General features: G+C 71.3%; 17 protein-coding genes. 3 read left to right on the plus strand and 14 right to left on the minus strand.

Translation table 11 applies throughout. The features are described 5' to 3' along the window. Positions 1-211: 211 nt before the first annotated feature. A complete protein-coding gene (locus QM638_RS14730) occupies positions 212-676 on the minus strand; it encodes a nucleoside deaminase (RefSeq protein WP_415142957.1) in 465 nt (154 codons plus the stop codon). Continuing rightward, the gene (locus QM638_RS14735) at positions 673-1,167 is read right to left on the minus strand and encodes a tRNA adenosine deaminase-associated protein (protein WP_415142959.1); all 495 of its coding nucleotides are present in this window, start codon (positions 1,165-1,167) and stop codon (positions 673-675) included. Before QM638_RS14735 ends, QM638_RS14730 begins: the two co-directional genes overlap by 4 nt. A gap of 93 nt (positions 1,168-1,260) precedes the next feature. Between QM638_RS14735 and upp the strand changes: the two genes are divergently transcribed. Next, positions 1,261-1,902 (plus strand): uracil phosphoribosyltransferase, encoded by a 642-nt coding sequence (gene upp, locus QM638_RS14740; protein ID WP_415142961.1) that lies wholly within the window; start codon positions 1,261-1,263, stop codon positions 1,900-1,902. A 73-nt stretch (positions 1,903-1,975) separates the two neighbouring features. Here upp and thpR read toward each other — a convergent pair whose 3' ends face one another. From thpR to QM638_RS14755, 3 genes are all read right to left on the minus strand, one after another. Beyond that, positions 1,976-2,527, minus strand: a complete 552-nt coding sequence (gene thpR, locus QM638_RS14745; RefSeq protein ID WP_415142963.1) for an RNA 2',3'-cyclic phosphodiesterase — start codon at positions 2,525-2,527, stop codon at positions 1,976-1,978. Positions 2,528-2,535: 8 nt separating this feature from the next. Continuing rightward, positions 2,536-3,267: a VIT family protein gene (locus QM638_RS14750; protein WP_415142965.1), complete on the minus strand. Its 732-nt coding sequence runs from the start codon at positions 3,265-3,267 to the stop codon at positions 2,536-2,538. 86 nt (positions 3,268-3,353) lie between these two features. Then, complete coding sequence (locus tag QM638_RS14755) at positions 3,354-4,805, minus strand: MFS transporter (RefSeq protein WP_415142967.1); 1,452 nt, start codon at positions 4,803-4,805, stop codon at positions 3,354-3,356. A gap of 120 nt (positions 4,806-4,925) precedes the next feature. On the opposite strand from QM638_RS14755, the gene QM638_RS14760 reads away from it, so the two are divergent. Then, positions 4,926-6,467 (plus strand): FAD-binding oxidoreductase, encoded by a 1,542-nt coding sequence (locus tag QM638_RS14760; RefSeq protein ID WP_415142969.1) that lies wholly within the window; start codon positions 4,926-4,928, stop codon positions 6,465-6,467. A gap of 15 nt (positions 6,468-6,482) precedes the next feature. Here the strand turns inward: QM638_RS14760 and QM638_RS14765 are convergent, their stop codons facing one another. Beyond that, positions 6,483-6,815 carry a histone-like nucleoid-structuring protein Lsr2 gene (locus QM638_RS14765; protein WP_415142971.1) on the minus strand — a complete coding sequence of 111 codons (333 nt, stop codon included), beginning with the start codon at positions 6,813-6,815 and terminating at the stop codon, positions 6,483-6,485. A gap of 164 nt (positions 6,816-6,979) precedes the next feature. On the opposite strand from QM638_RS14765, the gene QM638_RS14770 reads away from it, so the two are divergent. Then, positions 6,980-7,888 (plus strand): helix-turn-helix transcriptional regulator, encoded by a 909-nt coding sequence (locus tag QM638_RS14770; RefSeq protein WP_415142973.1) that lies wholly within the window; start codon positions 6,980-6,982, stop codon positions 7,886-7,888. On the opposite strand, the gene QM638_RS14775 is transcribed toward QM638_RS14770, so the two are convergent. From QM638_RS14775 to QM638_RS14810, 8 genes are all read right to left on the minus strand, one after another. Next, positions 7,863-8,879, minus strand: coding sequence for an aldo/keto reductase (locus QM638_RS14775; RefSeq protein ID WP_415142974.1), 1,017 nt, complete (start codon positions 8,877-8,879; stop codon positions 7,863-7,865). The genes QM638_RS14770 and QM638_RS14775 overlap by 26 nt on opposite strands. Positions 8,880-8,961: 82 nt before the next feature. Further along, positions 8,962-9,852 (minus strand): aldo/keto reductase, encoded by an 891-nt coding sequence (locus QM638_RS14780; RefSeq protein ID WP_415142976.1) that lies wholly within the window; start codon positions 9,850-9,852, stop codon positions 8,962-8,964. Between the two features lie 140 nt (positions 9,853-9,992). Next, positions 9,993-10,649: a class I SAM-dependent methyltransferase gene (locus QM638_RS14785; RefSeq protein ID WP_415142978.1), complete on the minus strand. Its 657-nt coding sequence runs from the start codon at positions 10,647-10,649 to the stop codon at positions 9,993-9,995. After that, entirely contained in the window at positions 10,650-11,762 is a 1,113-nt protein-coding gene (locus QM638_RS14790; RefSeq protein ID WP_415142979.1) for a 5-methyltetrahydropteroyltriglutamate--homocysteine S-methyltransferase, read from the minus strand. 81 nt (positions 11,763-11,843) lie between these two features. Further along, entirely contained in the window at positions 11,844-12,731 is an 888-nt protein-coding gene (locus QM638_RS14795) for an RNA polymerase sigma-70 factor (protein WP_415142981.1), read from the minus strand. Beyond that, positions 12,728-13,336 (minus strand): carboxymuconolactone decarboxylase family protein, encoded by a 609-nt coding sequence (locus tag QM638_RS14800; protein WP_415142983.1) that lies wholly within the window; start codon positions 13,334-13,336, stop codon positions 12,728-12,730. The genes QM638_RS14795 and QM638_RS14800 overlap by 4 nt, the downstream gene beginning before the upstream one ends. A gap of 173 nt (positions 13,337-13,509) precedes the next feature. Continuing rightward, positions 13,510-16,125: a beta strand repeat-containing protein gene (locus QM638_RS14805; protein ID WP_415142985.1), complete on the minus strand. Its 2,616-nt coding sequence runs from the start codon at positions 16,123-16,125 to the stop codon at positions 13,510-13,512. Positions 16,126-16,206: 81 nt separating this feature from the next. Further along, the gene (locus QM638_RS14810; protein WP_415142987.1) at positions 16,207-16,965 is read right to left on the minus strand and encodes a TetR/AcrR family transcriptional regulator; all 759 of its coding nucleotides are present in this window, start codon (positions 16,963-16,965) and stop codon (positions 16,207-16,209) included. Positions 16,966-16,971: the final 6 nt, after the last annotated feature.

The following is a 16,971-nucleotide window of genomic DNA, read 5'->3' on the forward strand; positions in this document are numbered from 1 at the left end:
ATCTCATCCTGGACATCGCTCCAGGTCTGGAACGGGTCAAGCGAGCAGGGCAGTGACCTGGTGGCACCCGGGGTGCATCGGCGCTCTGTCTGAGAACGCCGACAAGAGGATGGTGGACCAGTGAGCCGCCCCGGCCGGACGGTCCGGCCGCACGCACGGTCCGGACCCCGCTCCGCACCCAGCCCGGCGACCGGCCCACTCCGCGGCGACCTCAGCTCCGCTGGGCCGCGAAGAACTCCGTGAGCAGCGCGGTCTGCTCCTCGGCGTACACCCCCGAGACGACCTCGGGGCGATGGTTGAGCCGGCGGTCGCGGACGACGTCCCACAGCGACCCGACCGCGCCGGCCTTGTCGTCGAAGGCTCCGAAGACGATCCGCTCGAGCCTGGCGAGCACCGCCGCGCCGGCGCACATGGTGCACGGCTCCAGGGTGACCACCAGGGTGTGCCCGTCCAGCCGCCACTCGCCGCGGGCGCGGGCGGCCGCGCGCAGCGCCACCATCTCGGCGTGGCCGGTCGGGTCGGCGTACGCCTCCCGGACGTTGCGCCCGGCCCCGACGACCTCGCCACCGGCGTCGAGCACCACGGCACCGATGGGTACGTCGTGCGTGGCCAGCGCCGCGCGGGCCTCGGCCAGCGCCGCCTGCATCGCCGGACCCCAGCGGTCCAGCGGCCTCATGCGGTGGTGAGTCCGACGGCGTCGTCGAAGAGCATCCCGAAGCCGGCCTTGCGAGCGACCTCGCTGAGCAGCTCGTCGGGATAGAGGTCGAAGTCGTCGAGCAGGATGCCGAGGTCGACCGCGCTCACCCCGAGGTCGGCGAGGATCGCCAGGTCTCCGGCCGGCTCCTGGTCGTCCTCGTCCTCGGGCATCGGCAGCGCCAGGTGCTCCAGCGCGGAGGCGGCCAGCTCCCACTCGCTCGCGGCGGTGATGTCGGAGAGCAGCACGTGGGTGCTGGTGCCCTCGGTGCGCACGATCAGGAAGAAGTCCTCGTCGACGCCCACCATCGCGAACGCCCCGCCTTCGCCGGGGAAGCGGCGCAGCGCGTGGGCGAGCGCGCCGACGTCGCTCAGCACGTCGTCGGCGAGCTCCTCGACGGTCCAGTCCTCACCGTCGTGGAAGGCCGCGACGGCGAAGTCCACGCCGGCGAGTTGATCGGACTGATCGGACACCTCACCAGCGTGACACGCGAGCGGTCCCGTGGCCAAGCCTTTTGCCTGCCTCGTCACAAAGCGTTCACCCTCTCGATCTCATAGGGTGCCTCCATGCAGACTCTCGCCGTCGATCATCCACTGGTGGCCCACAAGCTGACCGTCCTGCGCGAGGAGCAGACCGACTCGCCGACCTTCCGGCGGCTGGCCGACGAGCTGGTGACCCTGCTCGCCTACGAGGCCACCCGCGAGGTCCGCATCGAGTCCTGCGACATCCGCACCCCGGTGGCGCCGACGACCGGCGTACGACTCGCCGCACCGAAGCCGTTGGTGGTGCCGATCCTGCGCGCCGGCCTGGGCATGCTGGACGGGCTGATGCGGCTGCTGCCCACCGCCGAGGTCGGCTTCCTCGGCATGGTGCGCAACGAGGAGACGCTGCAGGCCACGACGTACGCCGAACGGCTGCCGGCCGACCTGTCCGGACGGCAGTGCTATCTGCTCGACCCGATGCTCGCCACCGGCGGCACCCTCGCGGCCGCGATCGACTTCCTGGTGCGGCGCGGCGCCGACCACATCACCGCGATCTGCCTGCTCGCCGCACCGGAGGGGATCGCCGCACTGGAGGAGAAGGTCTCCCACCTCCAGGTACCGATCAACATCGTCACCGCCGCCATCGACGAGCGGCTCAACGAGAAGGGCTACATCGTCCCCGGCCTCGGCGATGCCGGGGACCGGCTGTACGGCGTCGCGGGCTAGTGTCGCGCCGGTCCTCGGGTGCGGTCGCCGGGACCGGTGACCGCACCTGAGGACCGCACCGCACCCGCCCGGCTCAGCCGAGCGGGATCTCGGCGAGCATCTCGTGACGGGGCCGGCGGCCGGGGCCCTCGCCGAGATGGGACTCGACCACGCTGGCCGAGTCCACCCGCCAGGCCGGCCCGGTGTAGCTGTCGGCCAGCCGTACCCACCGGGTGAGCTCGGTGGGCCGGCGGAGGCGGGCAAGGGTGAGATGCGGCCGGAAGCGGCCGCCGTCGACCTCGATCCCGGCGGTGGCGGTGGCGTTCCGCACGCCGGTCGCGAGCCGGGCCAGCTCAGGTTCGTCTCGCAGGCCGGCGTACAGCACCCGGCCCTCGGCCACCTGGGGGAAGGCTCCGCCACCGGCGACCCTCATCTCGAACGGCGTACGACGACCGGCGGCCGCGCCGAGTCGCTCGAGCCAGTCCTCGACCGCGCGGTCGGGTACGGCGGGGGCGAAGGCGAGCGTCACGTGGAACTGCTCGGGCCTGGTCCAGCGGAACCCGCCGGCATGGCGGCGCACCTCCCAGAACTCGTCCAGGTCGTCGATCACTTCTGCTGGCGGCACGATGGCGACGAAGGCTCTCATCACCGGTCTCAAGCAACGTGCGACCCCAGAATCATCCCGACCAGGTAGGTCACCGCCATCGCGAAGAAGCCACCGGCGACGTTGCGCAGCAACGCCCGGCGTGGATCGGCGTACCCGATCCTGGCGCTGGTGACGCCGGTGACGGCCAGCGCGGCGAGCACCGCCACCGCCGTCACCGGGATGCGCCACAGCCCGGGCAGCAGGATGGTGAGCAGCGGCAGCAGCGCCCCGACGGTGAACGCGAGCATGGAGGCCAGCGCGGCGTTCCACGGGTTGGTGATGTCGTCCGGGTCGATGCCCAGCTCGAGCTCGGCGTGGGCGCCGAGCGCGTCGCGAGCGGTCAACTGCGCCGCCACCTCCGCGGCGACCTCGGGCGTCAGCCCCCGGTCCTCGAGCAGGCCCCGGAGCTCGGCGAGCTCCTCGACCGGCATCTCCCGCAGCTCGGTGCGCTCCTTGTCCAGCAGGGCCAGCTCGGCGTCGCGCTGGGTGCTGACGCTGACGTACTCACCCGCCGCCATGCTGAGCGCGCCCGCCACCAGGCCGGCGACACCACCGACCAGGATGGTGCCACGGTCATCGGTCGCCCCGGCCAGGCCCATCACGAGCCCCGCCACCGAGACGATGCCGTCGTTGGCGCCGAGGACGCCGGCCCGCAGCCAGCTGAGCCGGTTGTTCAGCCCGTCCTCGTGTGGCTCGCCCTCGTGCCCGCCGGCCGGCGCGGTGGCGGCCGGCGTGCTCATGGCGCCATCGTGCTCGCCCCGGCGGCGGCCGAGCAAGCCAGGACAGGCTCACCACCCTCGGGGCCGTCCCATGAGCCGTCGCCGACTCAGCGGTGCCGGGCCGCCTCCGGCTCGTGCACCCGGCGAGGCATCAGCGCGGCACCGACCAGGAGTACGACGAGCAGCGCCGTGGCCACCAGGAAGACCACGTGCAGCGCGGGCGCGAGGATGCTCGGGTCCAAGTCCTCGAGCTCGGGTACCGCCCCGGAGACGCGGGCGGCGACGGCCGTGTTGGCGACCGCGCCGAAGATCGCCGTGCCCATCGCCGAGCCGATCGAGCGGGCGAACATGGTGGCGCCGGTCGCCACCCCGCGGTTGGCCCAGGAGACGCTCGACTGCGCCGCCACCAGTCCCGGGCTGGCGACGAACCCGAAGCCGAGCCCGATCACGAAACAGCTCGACGCGAGCAGCCAGATGGAGCTGTGCGCGCCGACGCCGAGCAGCAGCAGCCCGCCCAGGAGGGCGAGGAGCGCGCCGAGCCCGACGGTGAACCGGAAGCCCCGGCTCAGGTAGATCCGGCCCGCCTGCCAGGCAGCCGCCGGCCAGCCCAGCGTCATCGCGGCCAGCGCCAGCCCGGCGACCAGCGCACCGTGGCCGAGCACCTGTTCGGCGTACATCGGCACATAGGAGGAGAGGCCGAGCATCACGCAGCCGACCACCAGGCTGTCCAGGTTGCCGGCGTTGAGCACCCGGTAGCGGAAGACCCACAGCGGCAGCACCGGCTCGGGCACGCGCGACTCGACCACGGCGAAGGCCGCCAGCGCCACCGCGGCCAGCGCGAACAACCCGATCGAGGTTCCGGAGCCCCAGGCCCACTTCTGCCCACCCTCGAGCAACGCCAGCAGCAACACCACCCCGCCGAGACTGAGCAGTGCCGCGCCGGTGACGTCCGGTCTGGTGCGACGGCGCACCACCTTCTCGTGGAAGGAACGCTGCAGCATCCAGAAGGCGAGGACGCCGAGCGGCAGGTTGACGAAGAAGATCCACCGCCAGGAGACGTACTGCGAGAACAGTCCGCCCAGGGTCGGTCCGACCAGCGCCGAGAGCGCCCACACCGAGGCGGTGTAGCCCTGCACCTTGGCTCGCTCGGCCATGGTGTAGATGTCCCCGACGATCGTGACCGCCATCGGCTGGACGGCGCCGGCGCCGATCCCCTGGACCGCGCGGAAGATGATCAGCCCGGTCATGCTCCAGGCGAAGCCGCACAGCGCCGACCCGATGACGAACAGCGCGATGCCCAGCAGCATCACCGGCTTGCGGCCGACCAGATCGGAGATCTTGGCATAGATCGGCACCGTGACCGCCTGCACCAGCAGGTAGATCGAGAACAGCCAGGGAAAGACGGTGAAGCCACCCAGGTCGTCGATGACACTCGGTACGGCGGTGGCCAAGATGGTGGAGTCGATCGCGACCAGGCCGGTGGCGAGCATCGCGGAGAGCAGGACCGGGCCACGCTCACTGCGCAGACCGACCGAGGAACGGGTGAGCGCCTGAGTCATGTCGTTAGCCACTCTAACGATCTGGTCGACGCGGCGGAACGAGTCGGCGCCGTGAGGCACGCCACCCCGCGACCCGCCGGATCGGGCATGTCATCGGACCGACTGGGCACACTGACACCCATGACCAGCATCTGGACGCGTCGATCGGTCCTGCTCGCCGGCGCCTCCCTGGCCCTCACCGGCTGTGGCGATGGCACCGGCACCGGGACAGGCACCGGGACAGGCACCGGCTCCGCCCGGACATCGGGGACACCGGGGACCACCGCCGGCACCACCTCGACCGGGGTCGGCACCACCGGCGCGTCCACCACCGCTGCCGGCCACCCCGGCTGGGGACGGCTCGCCCGACGGCTCACCGGCGAGCTGGTGCGGCCCGGCGACTCGGCGTACGACTCGCTCCGGGTCACGCCGAACCCTCGGTACGACGACGCCCGGCCGCTGGCGCTGCTGGAGGCGGCGAACTCGGCCGACGTCGCCGCCGGACTGGCGTTCGCCGCGGACGCCGGCATCCCACTCGCCCTGCGTGCCGGGGGCCACTCCTACCCCGGCTGGTCCTCGGGCGGGTCCCCGCGGGCGCTGGTCATCGACACCCGCAGGCTCGACCGGCTCCGCTGGCGGGGAACCCAGGCGCGGTTCGGGCCGGGCACCGTCCTCTCCGACGTCTACCGGCGGGTGGCCGCGAAGGGGCGGGCGATCCCGGGGGGATCGTGCCCGACGGTCGGGCTCGGTGGACTGACCATGGGCGGCGGGGTCGGCGTGATGACGCGCGCCTACGGACTCACCTGTGACCACCTGACCTCGGCGGAGGTGGTGCTCGCCGACGGGCGGGTGGTGACCGCGTCGGCGAGCAGCGAGCCCGACCTGTTCTGGGCGCTGCGGGGCGGCGGAGGGGGCCACCTCGGGGTGGTCACCTCGATGACGATGGCGACGGTGCCGGCACCCACCCTGACCACCACCTACCTCACCTGGACGCCCTCGTCGATCGGCGAGGTGATCCCGGCCTGGTTCGACTGGCTGGACGGCGCCGACCCGCGACTGTGGTCGACGCTGAAGGTCCTGGGCGGCTCGAGCCACCCGACCGGGGTCTCGCTGGCCGCGACCGTCACCTGGACCGGCCCGAGCTCCGGCTTCGAGTCCGCGATCGCGCCGCTCGTCTCCGCGGTGGCGCCGACCGGACGCGTCGACCACGTCCGTGGCTTCTTGGCCGCGATGCGGGCCTTCGCCGGCTCCGGAGCGCCCGAGGCGTTCGCCGCCACCTCCCACATCGCCTACCGGCCGCTGACCGCGGCCGAGGCCGAGATCGTCCTGGCTCGGGTCGACGCGGTCCCCGACTCCCTGATCGAGGCCGGGATCTCTATCGACGGGCTCGGCGGCCGGGTCGCCGAGATGGCACCGGAGACGACCGCCTTCGTCCACCGACGAGCACGTGCGACCGTGCAGTACACGGCCACCTACCAGGGCGATTCGGCGGAGCCGGCCGTCGACTTCGTCGAGGGGTTCCGCTCGAGGATGAACCCGGTCTTCGGCCACCACGCCTACGTGAACTACGCCGACGCCAGCCTGGGCGACCCGGGAGAAGCCTACTTCGGGGACAACTGGACTCGGCTGCAGCAGGTCCGGTCGGCGTACGACCCGGACGGGCTGTTCACCCAACCACAGTGACGCCGGCGAACCGGCTCAGCGAGCCGCGTGGTAGGCCTCGATCACCTCGGCCGGGATCTTGGAGCGATCGCTGAACTCATAGCCGTGGGCATGCGCCCAGGAGCGGATCGCGTCGCGTTCCTGCTTGGTGCTCGGCGCCGGCGCCACCGTGGAGCGCAGCGGATAGCGCTTCGGGCCGCCGGTCCGCTTCGCGACCAGCGCGAACTCCTCCATCGCCAGCCGCAGGGTGCGGGCCTCGGCATTGGTCAGGTCGATCTCGTAGCCGGTCCCGTCCAGGCTGAACGAGACGGTCTCGGCCGGCTCACCGCCGGAGAGGTCGCTGACCAGCGTGACGACTTCTCTGTGCACACCTCACACGCTAGCGGACCGACCCGGGCGGCCGGCGGAGCCGGCGCCGCAGCCCAGCCGCCCCGGTGTCAGTCGTGGCGAGTCCGGCACGTGCCCGACACGTGTCACGGTCGTCCCGGGTGCTGCCTCCCTTCGTCACACCCCGGCGGCCTACCGTGGAAGACATGGAGGCCTTCGACCATCGTGCGGAAGTGCGTGAGTTCCTCACCACCCGGCGCGCCCGGATCACTCCTCAGCAGGCGGGCCTGCCGGCGTACGGCGGCAATCGCCGGGTCGAGGGACTGCGCCGCGAGGAGGTGGCGATGCTGGCCGGGGTGTCGGTCGACTACTACGTCCGGATGGAGCGCGGCGATCTCGGCGGTGCCTCCGAGAGTGTCCTGAACGCGCTCGCACGGGCGCTCCAGCTCGACGAGGCCGAGCGCGAGCATCTGTTCGCGCTGGCCCGGACGGCCGGACCTGGTCGCACCCGCCGACGGCGTACGACGCCCGCCGCGGTGCGCCCCGCGGTACGGCAGGTCCTGGCGGCGATCGGAGACGCGCCGGCGTGGGTCCGCAACGGCCGGCACGACATCCTCGCCATGAACCGGCTCGCCCGGACCCTCTACTCCCCGGTGCTGGACTCGCCGGTGGCCGGGGCGACCGCACGCCGGCGGGCCAACACGACCCGCTTCATCTACCTCGATCCGGCGGCCGGTGAGTTCTTCGTCGACTACGACCGGATCGCCGACGACGCGGCCGCGATGCTCCGGCTGGAGGCCGGCCGCAATCCGCACGACCGGGATCTGATCGAGCTGGTCGGCGAGCTCTCCACACAGAGCGAGCTCTTCCGTCGACGGTGGGCATCGCACGACGTGACGTTCCATCGCAGCGGCCAGAAGCGGTTGCGACACCCGGTGACCGGCCAGCTCGACCTCGACTTCGAGTCGATGGAGCTGCCCTCGGAACCCGGCCTGCGACTCAACGTCTACACCACGCCGGCGGGCTCACCGACCGCCGACGGCCTGCGACTGCTCGCCACCTGGGCCGCCACCCGAGAGGCGAACGCACTCAGCGCCGTCGAGCCGACCGGGTGAGCTCGGCGGCGCCGTAGCTGTTGTCGTCGGGGTTGACCGTCACCCCGGGCGCCACCAGCGCGTCGATGCTGTCCAACAGCTCGGCGTCCAGGGTGAGCTCCGGCGCGCCGAGCTGGGACTCCAACTGCGCCATGGTGCGTGGCCCGATGATCGCCGAGGTGACCGCGGGATGGTTGATCACGAACGCGATGGCGAGCTCGATCAGGCTCACCCCGGCCTCCTCGGCGAGCAGTGCGAGCTCCTCGACGATCTCCAGCTTCCGCTGGTTGGCGGGGCTCGACATGTCGAAGCCGGCGCCCGGGCGCGCCGCCGAGGTCGGCGTACTCGCCGCGCCCCGGCGCCAGCGGCCGGAGAGCCACCCGCCTGCCAGGGGGCTGTAGCTGAGGATGCCCATCCCGTGCCGACGCGCGGTGGGCAGGACGTCCGCCTCGATGCCGCGGACGAGGATCGAGTACGGCGGCTGCTCGGTGACGAACCGCTCGAGACGCCGGTCGCGGGCGGCCCACTGCGCCTCCACGATCTGGCTCGCCGGGTACGACGACGAGCCGAGGTAGCGGACCTTGCCGTCACGCACCAGGTCGGTGAGCGCGCCGAGCGTCTCCTCGACGTCGGTGTCCGGGCTCGGCCGGTGCACCTGGTAGAGGTCGATGTAGTCGGTCTCCAGGCGACGCAGCGACTCCTCGACCTCTCGGATGATCCAGCGCCGCGAGCCACCGCGGTGGTTGGGCTCCTCGCCGATCGGCATGAAGAACTTCGTGGCCAGCACGACGTCGTCGCGACGACCCCTGAGCGCCTTGCCCACGATCCGCTCGGACTCGCCGGCGGAGTAGACGTCGGCGGTGTCGACGACGTTGATGCCGGCGTCCAGCGCTCGGTGGATGATCCGGATCGAGTCGGCCTCGTCCTCGTTGCCCCAGGGACCGAACATCATCGTGCCCAGGCACAGCGGACTCACCTGGACGCCCGTGCGCCCCAACGGTCGGTACTGCACTGTTCGCTCCTCTTCTCTCGCCCCGCGCTCCGGCGGGTCGGTCAACCGGTCAACCGGTCAGCCTGTCAGCCAGCCGTTCGGGTCAGGCCTCCGGGATCGCGATGTCGAACCGCTCGGGGCGGGCGACATCGGGGTCCGGCCCGTTGCGCACACCGGTGTCGAGCGCATCGATGCGGTCCAGCTCGTCGGCGGTCAGCTCGAAGTCGGCGACGTCGAAGTTCTCTGCGATCCGACCGGGATCGGTCGACTTCGGGATCGCCGATCGACCGCGTTGCAGGTGCCAGCGCAGCATCACCTGAGCCGCGCTCCGACGGTGCTGCGCGGCCATCTCCCGCAGCGTCGGGTCGTCCATCACGCTGCGGCGCTCCTCGCCCCACCCGGGATAGAAGGTGATCCCGCCGATGGGTGACCAGGCCTGGTCGAGGATGCCGTGCTCGGCATCGGCGCGCTGCACCTCGGGCTGGGTGAAGTACGGGTGCAACTCGATCTGGTTGACCGCGGGCACCACCTCGGTGCGAGCCATCAGCTCGTGCAGATGAGGCGGCATGAAGTTGCTGACGCCGATCGCGCGGACTCTCCCCTCGGCGAGCAGGCTCTCCAGGCCGCGGTAGGCGGCGATCGTCCTCTCGAACCGGTCGGGCGCCGGCTGGTGCAGGATCAGCAGGTCGAGCCGGTCGATGCCGAGTTTGGCGACCGCCTTCTCGAAGGCATGCCGGGTCTCGTCGTACCCGTAGTCGCTGACCCACACCTTGGTCTCCACGAACACCTCCTCGCGCGGGACGCCGGAGCGGCGCAGTCCCTCGCCGACCTCGCGCTCGTTGCGGTACATGGCGGCGGTGTCGATGTGTCGGTAGCCGACCCGCAGCGCGGTGTCGACGGCGGCGGCCGTCTCCTCCGGCGGGCTCTGGAAGACGCCGAGGCCGAGGGCCGGCAGGGTGACGCCGTTGTTGAGGGTGAGGGTGGGGATGCTCATTCGCCGGTCTCCTCGGGTACGGGGACGAGTTCGGCAGGGCCGACGGGGGTTGGTCTTGAATCGATGCGTTCCACTCCCTCGACGCTAGACCGCGCTGCCGGGAGCTGGGAGGTACTGGCAGTACCCCGGAACGCCGCGGATCACCCGGCGAGGGGCTCCCGGCGGGCGACGCTGACGCAGAACCCCGCGTCGGCGTGCCATCGGCGCAGGTCGTAGGTGGCGAACCGCTGCTCCAGTCTCAGGTCCGTGTCGGCGAGGGCCGCGTCCAGGACGTCGGCGGTGACGCCCTGGTCGGTGCGGCAGCCGACCAGCAGGAACCCGTCCGGGCGCAGGTGGGCCGCCACCCGCCGGACGACCGATGCGCGGTGCTCCGGCGTCACGAAGGCCAGCACGTTGCCGACCAGGAAGGCACCGTCGAACGGCTCGGCCTCGCCGTGGGAGGCCAGGTCGAGCCGGGACAGGTCCGCGACCAGCCAGGTCACGTCCGGGTGGGCCACACGGGCGGCCTCGATCAGGCGCGGGTCGACGTCGACCCCGACCACCTGGTGCCCGAGCCGAGCCAGCTGGCCGCCGTGCCTGCCCGGTCCGCAACCCGCGTCGAGGAGGCGCGCCCGCCGCGGGGAGAGTACGTCGACCAGGCGAGCCTCACCCTGCAGGTCCTCCCCACGGGAGGCCATCTCCGCGAAGCGCTCGATGTACCACCGCGAGTGCGCGGGGTCGGTCAGGCCCGGCCAGTTGGACCCCACCCCGGGGTCGTGCTCGGCGTCACGCTCGGGGTCGTGCGTTGGCAGGGCCACTCAGCCCCACACCCGATCGGCGATCTCCACCACCCGGCGCACCTTCGCCCACTGCTGCTCCTCGCTGAGCACGTTGCCCTCCTCGGTGGAGGCGAAGCCGCACTGGGTGCTGAGCGCGAGCTGGTCGAGCGGCGCGAACGCGGCGGCCTCCTCGATCCGACGCTCGACGGCCCCGGTCTCCTCGAGCTCGCCGTCCTTGGAGGTCAGCAGGCCCAGCACCACCGTCTTCTCGCCGTGCGGCAGGTGGCGCAGCGGCTCGAAGCCGCCGGCACGCTCGGTGTCGTACTCGAGGAAGTAGCCGTCGTAGCCGGTGCCGGCCAGCAGCGGCTCCGCCACCGGCTCGTAGCCGCCCGAGGAGATCCAGGTGGAGCGGAAGTTGCCCCGGCACACGTGGGTGGTGATCACCATGTCGTCCGGCCTGCCGTCCAGGGCGGCGTTGATCAGCTCGGCGTACCGCTGCGCCAGGCCGTCGGTGTGGATGCCGCGCTCGGCCGCCTTCTGCAGTTCCACCGGCGAGCACAGGTAGGCCCACGCGGTGTCGTCGAACTGCAGGTACCGACAGCCCGCGTCGTAGAACGCGCGCACCGCGGCGCGGTAGGCGGCGGCGACGTCGTCGAAGATGGCCTCGTGGTCCTCGCCGTACCGGCTGGTGACGACGGCGTCGGCGTCGAGCCTGAAGTGCAGCACGGTGGGCGAGGGGATCGAGATCTTGGGGAGTACGCCGGCCGGCACCGTCTCGCGCAGGAACGCGAAGTGCCCGAGCATCGGGTGATCGGCGGGGAACCCGATCGACTCGGTGACCCGCAGCACCTGGTTCTTGGTCGCGACGCCGGTGAACTGGATGCCGTGGTCGGACTCGACCAGATCGACACCGTCGAGATGGGAGAAGAAGTCGTAGTGCCACCAGGCGCGCCGGAACTCTCCGTCGGTGGCCAGCCGGAGACCGCTGGCGGCCTCCTCGGCCACCAGATCGCGGATGGCCGCGTCCTCGACCGCACGCAGGCCGGCATCGTCGAGCCGACCCGCCTCGTGCTCGGCGCGGGCGGAATGGACGCTGTCGGGCCGCAGGAAGCTGCCGACGATGTCGGCCCGGAAGGGAGGCGAGACACTCACCCCATCACCGTAGCCGAGACGGTCCTCCCGGTGGCACGACCCAGCCGACCTCAGCCAATCTCAGCGGGCCTCAGCGGACCTTCAGCGCGCCTCGGGTCGACGCGCCAACGCCGCCTCCCGGTCGAGCCGGGTCAACTTGGCCGGATTGCGGACCGCGAGGATGCGGTGGATCCGACGGCCGTCGATCTCGAAGCTGATCGCGGTGTCGAGCGCTCCGTCGATCTCGACGCTGGCCGCGACGGCCCCGTTGAACCAGCTCGGCGTCACGGTCGCACCCTCGGGCGCACGCTCGGCGAACTTGGCCAGCACCTTGGCGATCACCGCGGCCCCGGAGAGCGGTACCCGCACGGCGGAGACCACGCCACCGCCGTCGGCGATCATGACGGCGTCGGGAGCCAGCACGTCGAGCAGGCCCTGCAGATCGCCGGTCTGAAGAGCGGCGAGGAATCGGTCCACCACCTGCTGCTGCTCGGCACGGCCGACCCGGGTGCGGGGACGGCGGGCCGCCACGTGCCCCCGAGCGCGGTGGGCGATCTGCCGCACCGCCGACTCACTCCGGCCGACCGCGCCGGCGATCTCGTCGTACGGCGTCTCGAAGACCTCGCGCAGCACGAAGACGGCCCGCTCGGTCGGGCCGAGCGTCTCCAGCACCGTCAGCATCGCCATCGACACGCTCTCGGCGAGCTCCACGTCCTCCGCCACGTCCGGCGAGGTGAGCAGCGGCTCGGGGAGCCACTCGCCGACGTAGTCCTCACGTCTGCGGGCCAGCGTCCGCAGCCGATTGAGCGCCTGGCGGGTGACGATCTGGACCAGATAGGCCCGCGGGTCGCGGACCGTGTCCCGACTCACCTCGGCCCAGCGCAGCCAGGTCTCCTGCACCACGTCCTCGGCGTCGGCGGCCGAGCCGAGCATCTCGTAGGCGACGGTGAAGAGCAGGCTGCGATGGGTGACGAACGGATCGTCGCTCATGCCTGCGAGACTACGCGGCCCGGCCGGGTCGGGTGAGCGGCCGGGCGCTCGCTGATCGGCGGCAGCCCACAGGCGGCCGAGAACCCGTCGGACTCGATGCCCAGCGCGACGTTGGAGCGTGTGGTCATGTTGGCGTAGCCGATCACCGTGGTGAGCTCGATCAGGCCCGCCGCGCCGAGCCGTTCGCAGAGTCCGGCGACCATCGCGTCACTCACCGTCGACGGCAGCTGGGTCATCGCCTCGGCGTACTCCAGCACCTCCCGCTCCAGCGGCGTGAACGCCTCCGACTCCCGCCAGCGCGGGACCTCACGGGCCTTCTCGATGTCGAGCCCCTTGTTCTTGGCCATGAAGTAGTTGAAGTCCAGGCACCACGAGCAGCCGACCAGGGAGGCGACCGCCATGTGGGCGAGCGACTTCAGCGTCTCGTCGCACTCGTCCCACTTCTGCAGCTTCTGGCCGAAGGCCATGCCCGCCCTCAGCGCCGGGACGTGGTGCCACATCACCCCGAGCGACTCCGGCACCCTGCCGAAGAGCCTTCTCGCAAACGTCTTCACCACCACGCCGTAGAGGCCGGTGATCTCCTGGGGTTCGATCCGCGTGCTCATGGTTCCTCCTGCCGTAGGGATGTGCTCTCGACATCCAGACACCGGCCGGGGCTGGTCTGTGACACATCCCGCGACGCCGGTGGCACCCGGACGCGCCGGAGCCCCGCCGTACGCGACGACGGGGCTCCGGTGCTGAGGTGCTCAGCTCAGCTGACCTTCTGGTCACTTCCTGGTCACTCCCTGGTCACCTTCAGGGTCACCGCCGAGCTGCGCGAGGAGGCGATGTTCTTCGTCCCCGCGTAGACCACCCGCAGGTGCGAGGTGCCGACCTTGGTGAACCTGGGCAGCTTGCGCACGAGCGTGCCCTTCGCCTTGCCTCTCAGGGCGTACTTCGCGATCACCTTCGAGCCGGACAGGACCTTCACCACGCCGGTCGGGGTCACGCCGGCCCTCACCGCGATGGTCGCCTTGACCCGCTCGCCCTTGGCGATCCGGTGCGTGGCCAGCCGCAGCTTGCTCTTCGACGCGGCCTTGGTCACCCTGACGGTGGCCGAGCCGGAGGACGAGGCGTAGGAGTCGTCGCCGGCATAGGTCGCGGTGACGGTGTGCTTTCCGACACTGAGCGTCTTGGGCAGCTTCACCTTGGCGGTGCCGCCGGACAGGGTGGCCTTGCCGACCTTCTTGCCGTCGACCTTCACCACCGCCGAACCGGTCGGGGTGCCGTCGGTGCTGGTGACCGCGACCTTCGCCGTGCTGGCCTTGCCGTAGGCGACCTTGGCGGGCGAGACCGACACCTTGGTGGTGGTCGCCGCCGCCGAGGTCGACGAGGTCGTGACGATGATCGGGCTGTCGGAGTCTCCGGTGTAGGTCTGTCCGGCCACCAGCTCGTCGGGGGTGTAGTCGACCCCGTCGATGGTGATGGTGACGTCCTGGCCCTTGGCCGCGGCGATGCTCGAGGTGTCGTCCACGGTCAGGCTGGTCAGGTACGACGTCCCGGTCGGCGTCCAGGTGGAGCCGTCGGCGAGGTCGACGATGACGCCGTTGTTGACCGGGCTGGAGACCGTGTTGGTCACCTCGCCGATGTTCTTGTAGCCCTCACCGTCGTCGTAGGAGATGGTCGCCACGTCGTGCACCGAGGTGCTCGAGGAGACCACTCCGGTGATCGAGGAGCCGTCCAGGTTCAGCACCAGGTTCTTCGGCACCGTGTCGAAGGCGGCGTTGTAGTAGTCGCCGGTGGTGTCGATGTCGGTCAGGTTCACGATCGCCGGCTTGTCGTCGGTGGTCGAGGTCAGATCCCAGTCGGTGTCCTTCACCGGCGTGTCACCGGCGTAGACCGGGTCGGTGTATTCCGAGGTGGTGCTCAGCCCGCCCGGGTCGTCGCTCTCCATCTCCTGGAAGATGACGCCGGTGCCGCTGTTCACGGTGGCGCCGTCGGAGCCGTCCAGGTTCAGCGTCATGCCGTCGGCCTTGTCCTGGAACGCGGTCTCGCCGGTGTTGATCTGGGTGGCGCCGCTGATGTTGACGGTGCCGCCGGCGATGTCGCTGCTGCCTCCTCCGTGCCACATGATGCCGAACCGGCCGGAGTCGATGGTGGTGGCCTGGTCGGTGACGTCCGCGATGTCGTCGTCGGTCAGGCCGAGGCTGTTGGCGGTGTTGAGCGCGGTGACCGCCTCCTGGCTGGCGTCGCCGATGTTGATCGTGCCGCCGGTGCTGATCACGCCGTAGTCGTCCACGTCGAAGGTGGTGCCCAGGAAGGTGTCGGTCACGCTGGTGCCGTCGGCGTACGAGCCGTAGCCGCCGTCCACCGTCGTCGCCTTGGTGCCGATCGCGGTCAGGTAGCTGTTGGAGGTCGAGTCGGTCGACAGCACGCCCCAGTTCTGCGAGGTGACATCGTCGTTGAGGTAGGTGGCCTTGGTGCCGTCGCCCACCATGTTGGTGGCCCGGACGTTGCCGGTCAGGCCCAGCGCCCACGGCACCGCCCGCATGTTCGGCGGCGGGGACAGGGTGTAGTCGTCCGGCAGGGTGCCGTCGGCGGTGGAGATGGTGGAGTTCTTCACCACGCCGGTGGCGCCGTCGGTGAACACGATGCCGGAGCGTACGGCGCCGGTGTTGTCGATGTTCGCCCCGTCGACCCGGACGCTGGTGCCGGAGTTGGCGGCCCGGATCCCGGCGCCGATGCCGGCGAAGTCGAGCCGGCTGTTGCCGTCCAGGGAGATCGTCGGGTCGGTGATGTCGTAGTCGCCGTCCTCGACGTCGATGCCGGCCATGCCGTCGCTGTTGTCGGAGGCGATGGCGACGCCGTCGGCGCCGGTGCTGTCGTAGGTCCCGGCAGTGATCGCCTGGCTGACCGACTCATCGGCGTTCACGCCGTCTGCGTCGACCATCAGCGCCTGGCGCAGCGGGAAGGTGGTGCCGAACAGGGTGTAGTCGTACGCGGTGGTGACCACCAGCTGCACCCCGTCCTCGGAGTCGCTGGAGTAGGTGCCGGGGATCAGATTCGGGGAGACGGCGGAGGTGCCGTCGTACTGCTGACCCTCGTCCACGCCGTCGACGACGATGCTCAGCACGTCGCCGTCGGGAACCGTGATCGCCGAGGTGTCGTCGGTGATCACCAGGGTCTGCATACTCGTCGTGGCGCTCACCGCACAGGTCTCGCCGGAGGCGACCGTCAACGTGCCGTCCGAGAGGGAGTCGCCGCCGTCACAGCTGACGGTGTCGGCCGAGGTATCGTCGGCGAAGGCCGACGGCGCCTGGGCCAACGGCACGCTCAGCGCGGTCAGCGCGACGATGAGCGACGCGCGGCGGCGGGATCGGCGCCGGCGTGGCGCCCGTGCGGGGGCAGGGGGCATGAAGGTCTCCTCGGGTCGTGCCCGGCTCGTCCGAGCCGGGCGTCGACGGCAGTAGACCGCGGTGGGGCGATGTGGCGGAACTCACAGAGCCGGATGGCTGTCATCCGACGATTCGATGACGACCGCCGGTGGCTGGGGCGGTCGGGTGAGTGCCGGCTCCCCGCGGCCGGAGACCGCCGCTGCCGACCTCTCCTGCCAGCTCCGGGCCGCGGCGACCGTCGCCGGCGTCGCACGGCAGACGAGCAGGCAGGCCTCCGCGATGGTGTGGGCGTCCTCCGAGGTCAGCACGCGAGTGCGGCGCTGCTCGATGACCACCTCGACGAGATGGATGAGCAGCTCTCCGCGACACACGCCGGCCGTGGCCCCCGGGTCATCGCCGGCCACCCGGGCACCCAGGCGCGCATAGGCCGCTTGCAACTCGGCGTGGTCCCGGTGAAAGGCGTCGTACCGCTCCTGCCGCACCTCGGGCAGCCGATAGAGCGTGCCGACGTTGTGCGGCGAGGCCAGCAGCGTGCCCACGTCGGCCAACGCCACCGCGTAGAGCGCCGCTGCCGGCGGGATCGGTGGGTCCGCGCTCTCGATGGCGCGAACGATGTCCAGGGTCGGCCGCACCGAGGTGCGCAGCAGCTCGACGAGGATCTCGTCCTTGCCGGCGAAATGGTAGTAGAGAGAGGCCTGCCGGATGCCCACCCTCTCCGCGATCGACCGGGTCGAGGTGCCGGCGAAGCCGTGCTCGACGAAGAGGCCGGCGGCGGCCTGCAGGATCTCCTCCCGCGGCGAGCCGCCACCGTCCCCGTCAGACCCGTGCCGCGGCCTGCCGGGGCGAGGTCGGGTGGTCATCCCGTC

Source organism: Nocardioides sp. (assembly GCF_047606145.1).
Lineage (GTDB): Bacteria > Actinomycetota > Actinomycetes > Propionibacteriales > Nocardioidaceae > Nocardioides.

What these genes read in the sequence shown, in the direction of transcription:
- QM638_RS14730 (WP_415142957.1), bottom strand. Translation starts at nt 676, where the DNA reads ATGAGGCCGCTGGACCGCTGGGGTCCGGCGATGCAGGCGGCGCTGGCC.
- upp (WP_415142961.1), top strand. Translation starts at nt 1,261, where the DNA reads ATGCAGACTCTCGCCGTCGATCATCCACTGGTGGCCCACAAGCTGACC.
- thpR (WP_415142963.1), bottom strand. Translation starts at nt 2,527, where the DNA reads ATGAGAGCCTTCGTCGCCATCGTGCCGCCAGCAGAAGTGATCGACGAC.
- QM638_RS14750 (WP_415142965.1), bottom strand. Translation starts at nt 3,267, where the DNA reads ATGAGCACGCCGGCCGCCACCGCGCCGGCCGGCGGGCACGAGGGCGAG.
- QM638_RS14755 (WP_415142967.1), bottom strand. Translation starts at nt 4,805, where the DNA reads ATGACTCAGGCGCTCACCCGTTCCTCGGTCGGTCTGCGCAGTGAGCGT.
- QM638_RS14760 (WP_415142969.1), top strand. Translation starts at nt 4,926, where the DNA reads ATGACCAGCATCTGGACGCGTCGATCGGTCCTGCTCGCCGGCGCCTCC.
- QM638_RS14770 (WP_415142973.1), top strand. Translation starts at nt 6,980, where the DNA reads ATGGAGGCCTTCGACCATCGTGCGGAAGTGCGTGAGTTCCTCACCACC.
- QM638_RS14780 (WP_415142976.1), bottom strand. Translation starts at nt 9,852, where the DNA reads ATGAGCATCCCCACCCTCACCCTCAACAACGGCGTCACCCTGCCGGCC.
- QM638_RS14795 (WP_415142981.1), bottom strand. Translation starts at nt 12,731, where the DNA reads ATGAGCGACGATCCGTTCGTCACCCATCGCAGCCTGCTCTTCACCGTC.
- QM638_RS14800 (WP_415142983.1), bottom strand. Translation starts at nt 13,336, where the DNA reads ATGAGCACGCGGATCGAACCCCAGGAGATCACCGGCCTCTACGGCGTG.
- QM638_RS14805 (WP_415142985.1), bottom strand. Translation starts at nt 16,125, where the DNA reads ATGCCCCCTGCCCCCGCACGGGCGCCACGCCGGCGCCGATCCCGCCGC.
- QM638_RS14810 (WP_415142987.1), bottom strand. Translation starts at nt 16,965, where the DNA reads ATGACCACCCGACCTCGCCCCGGCAGGCCGCGGCACGGGTCTGACGGG.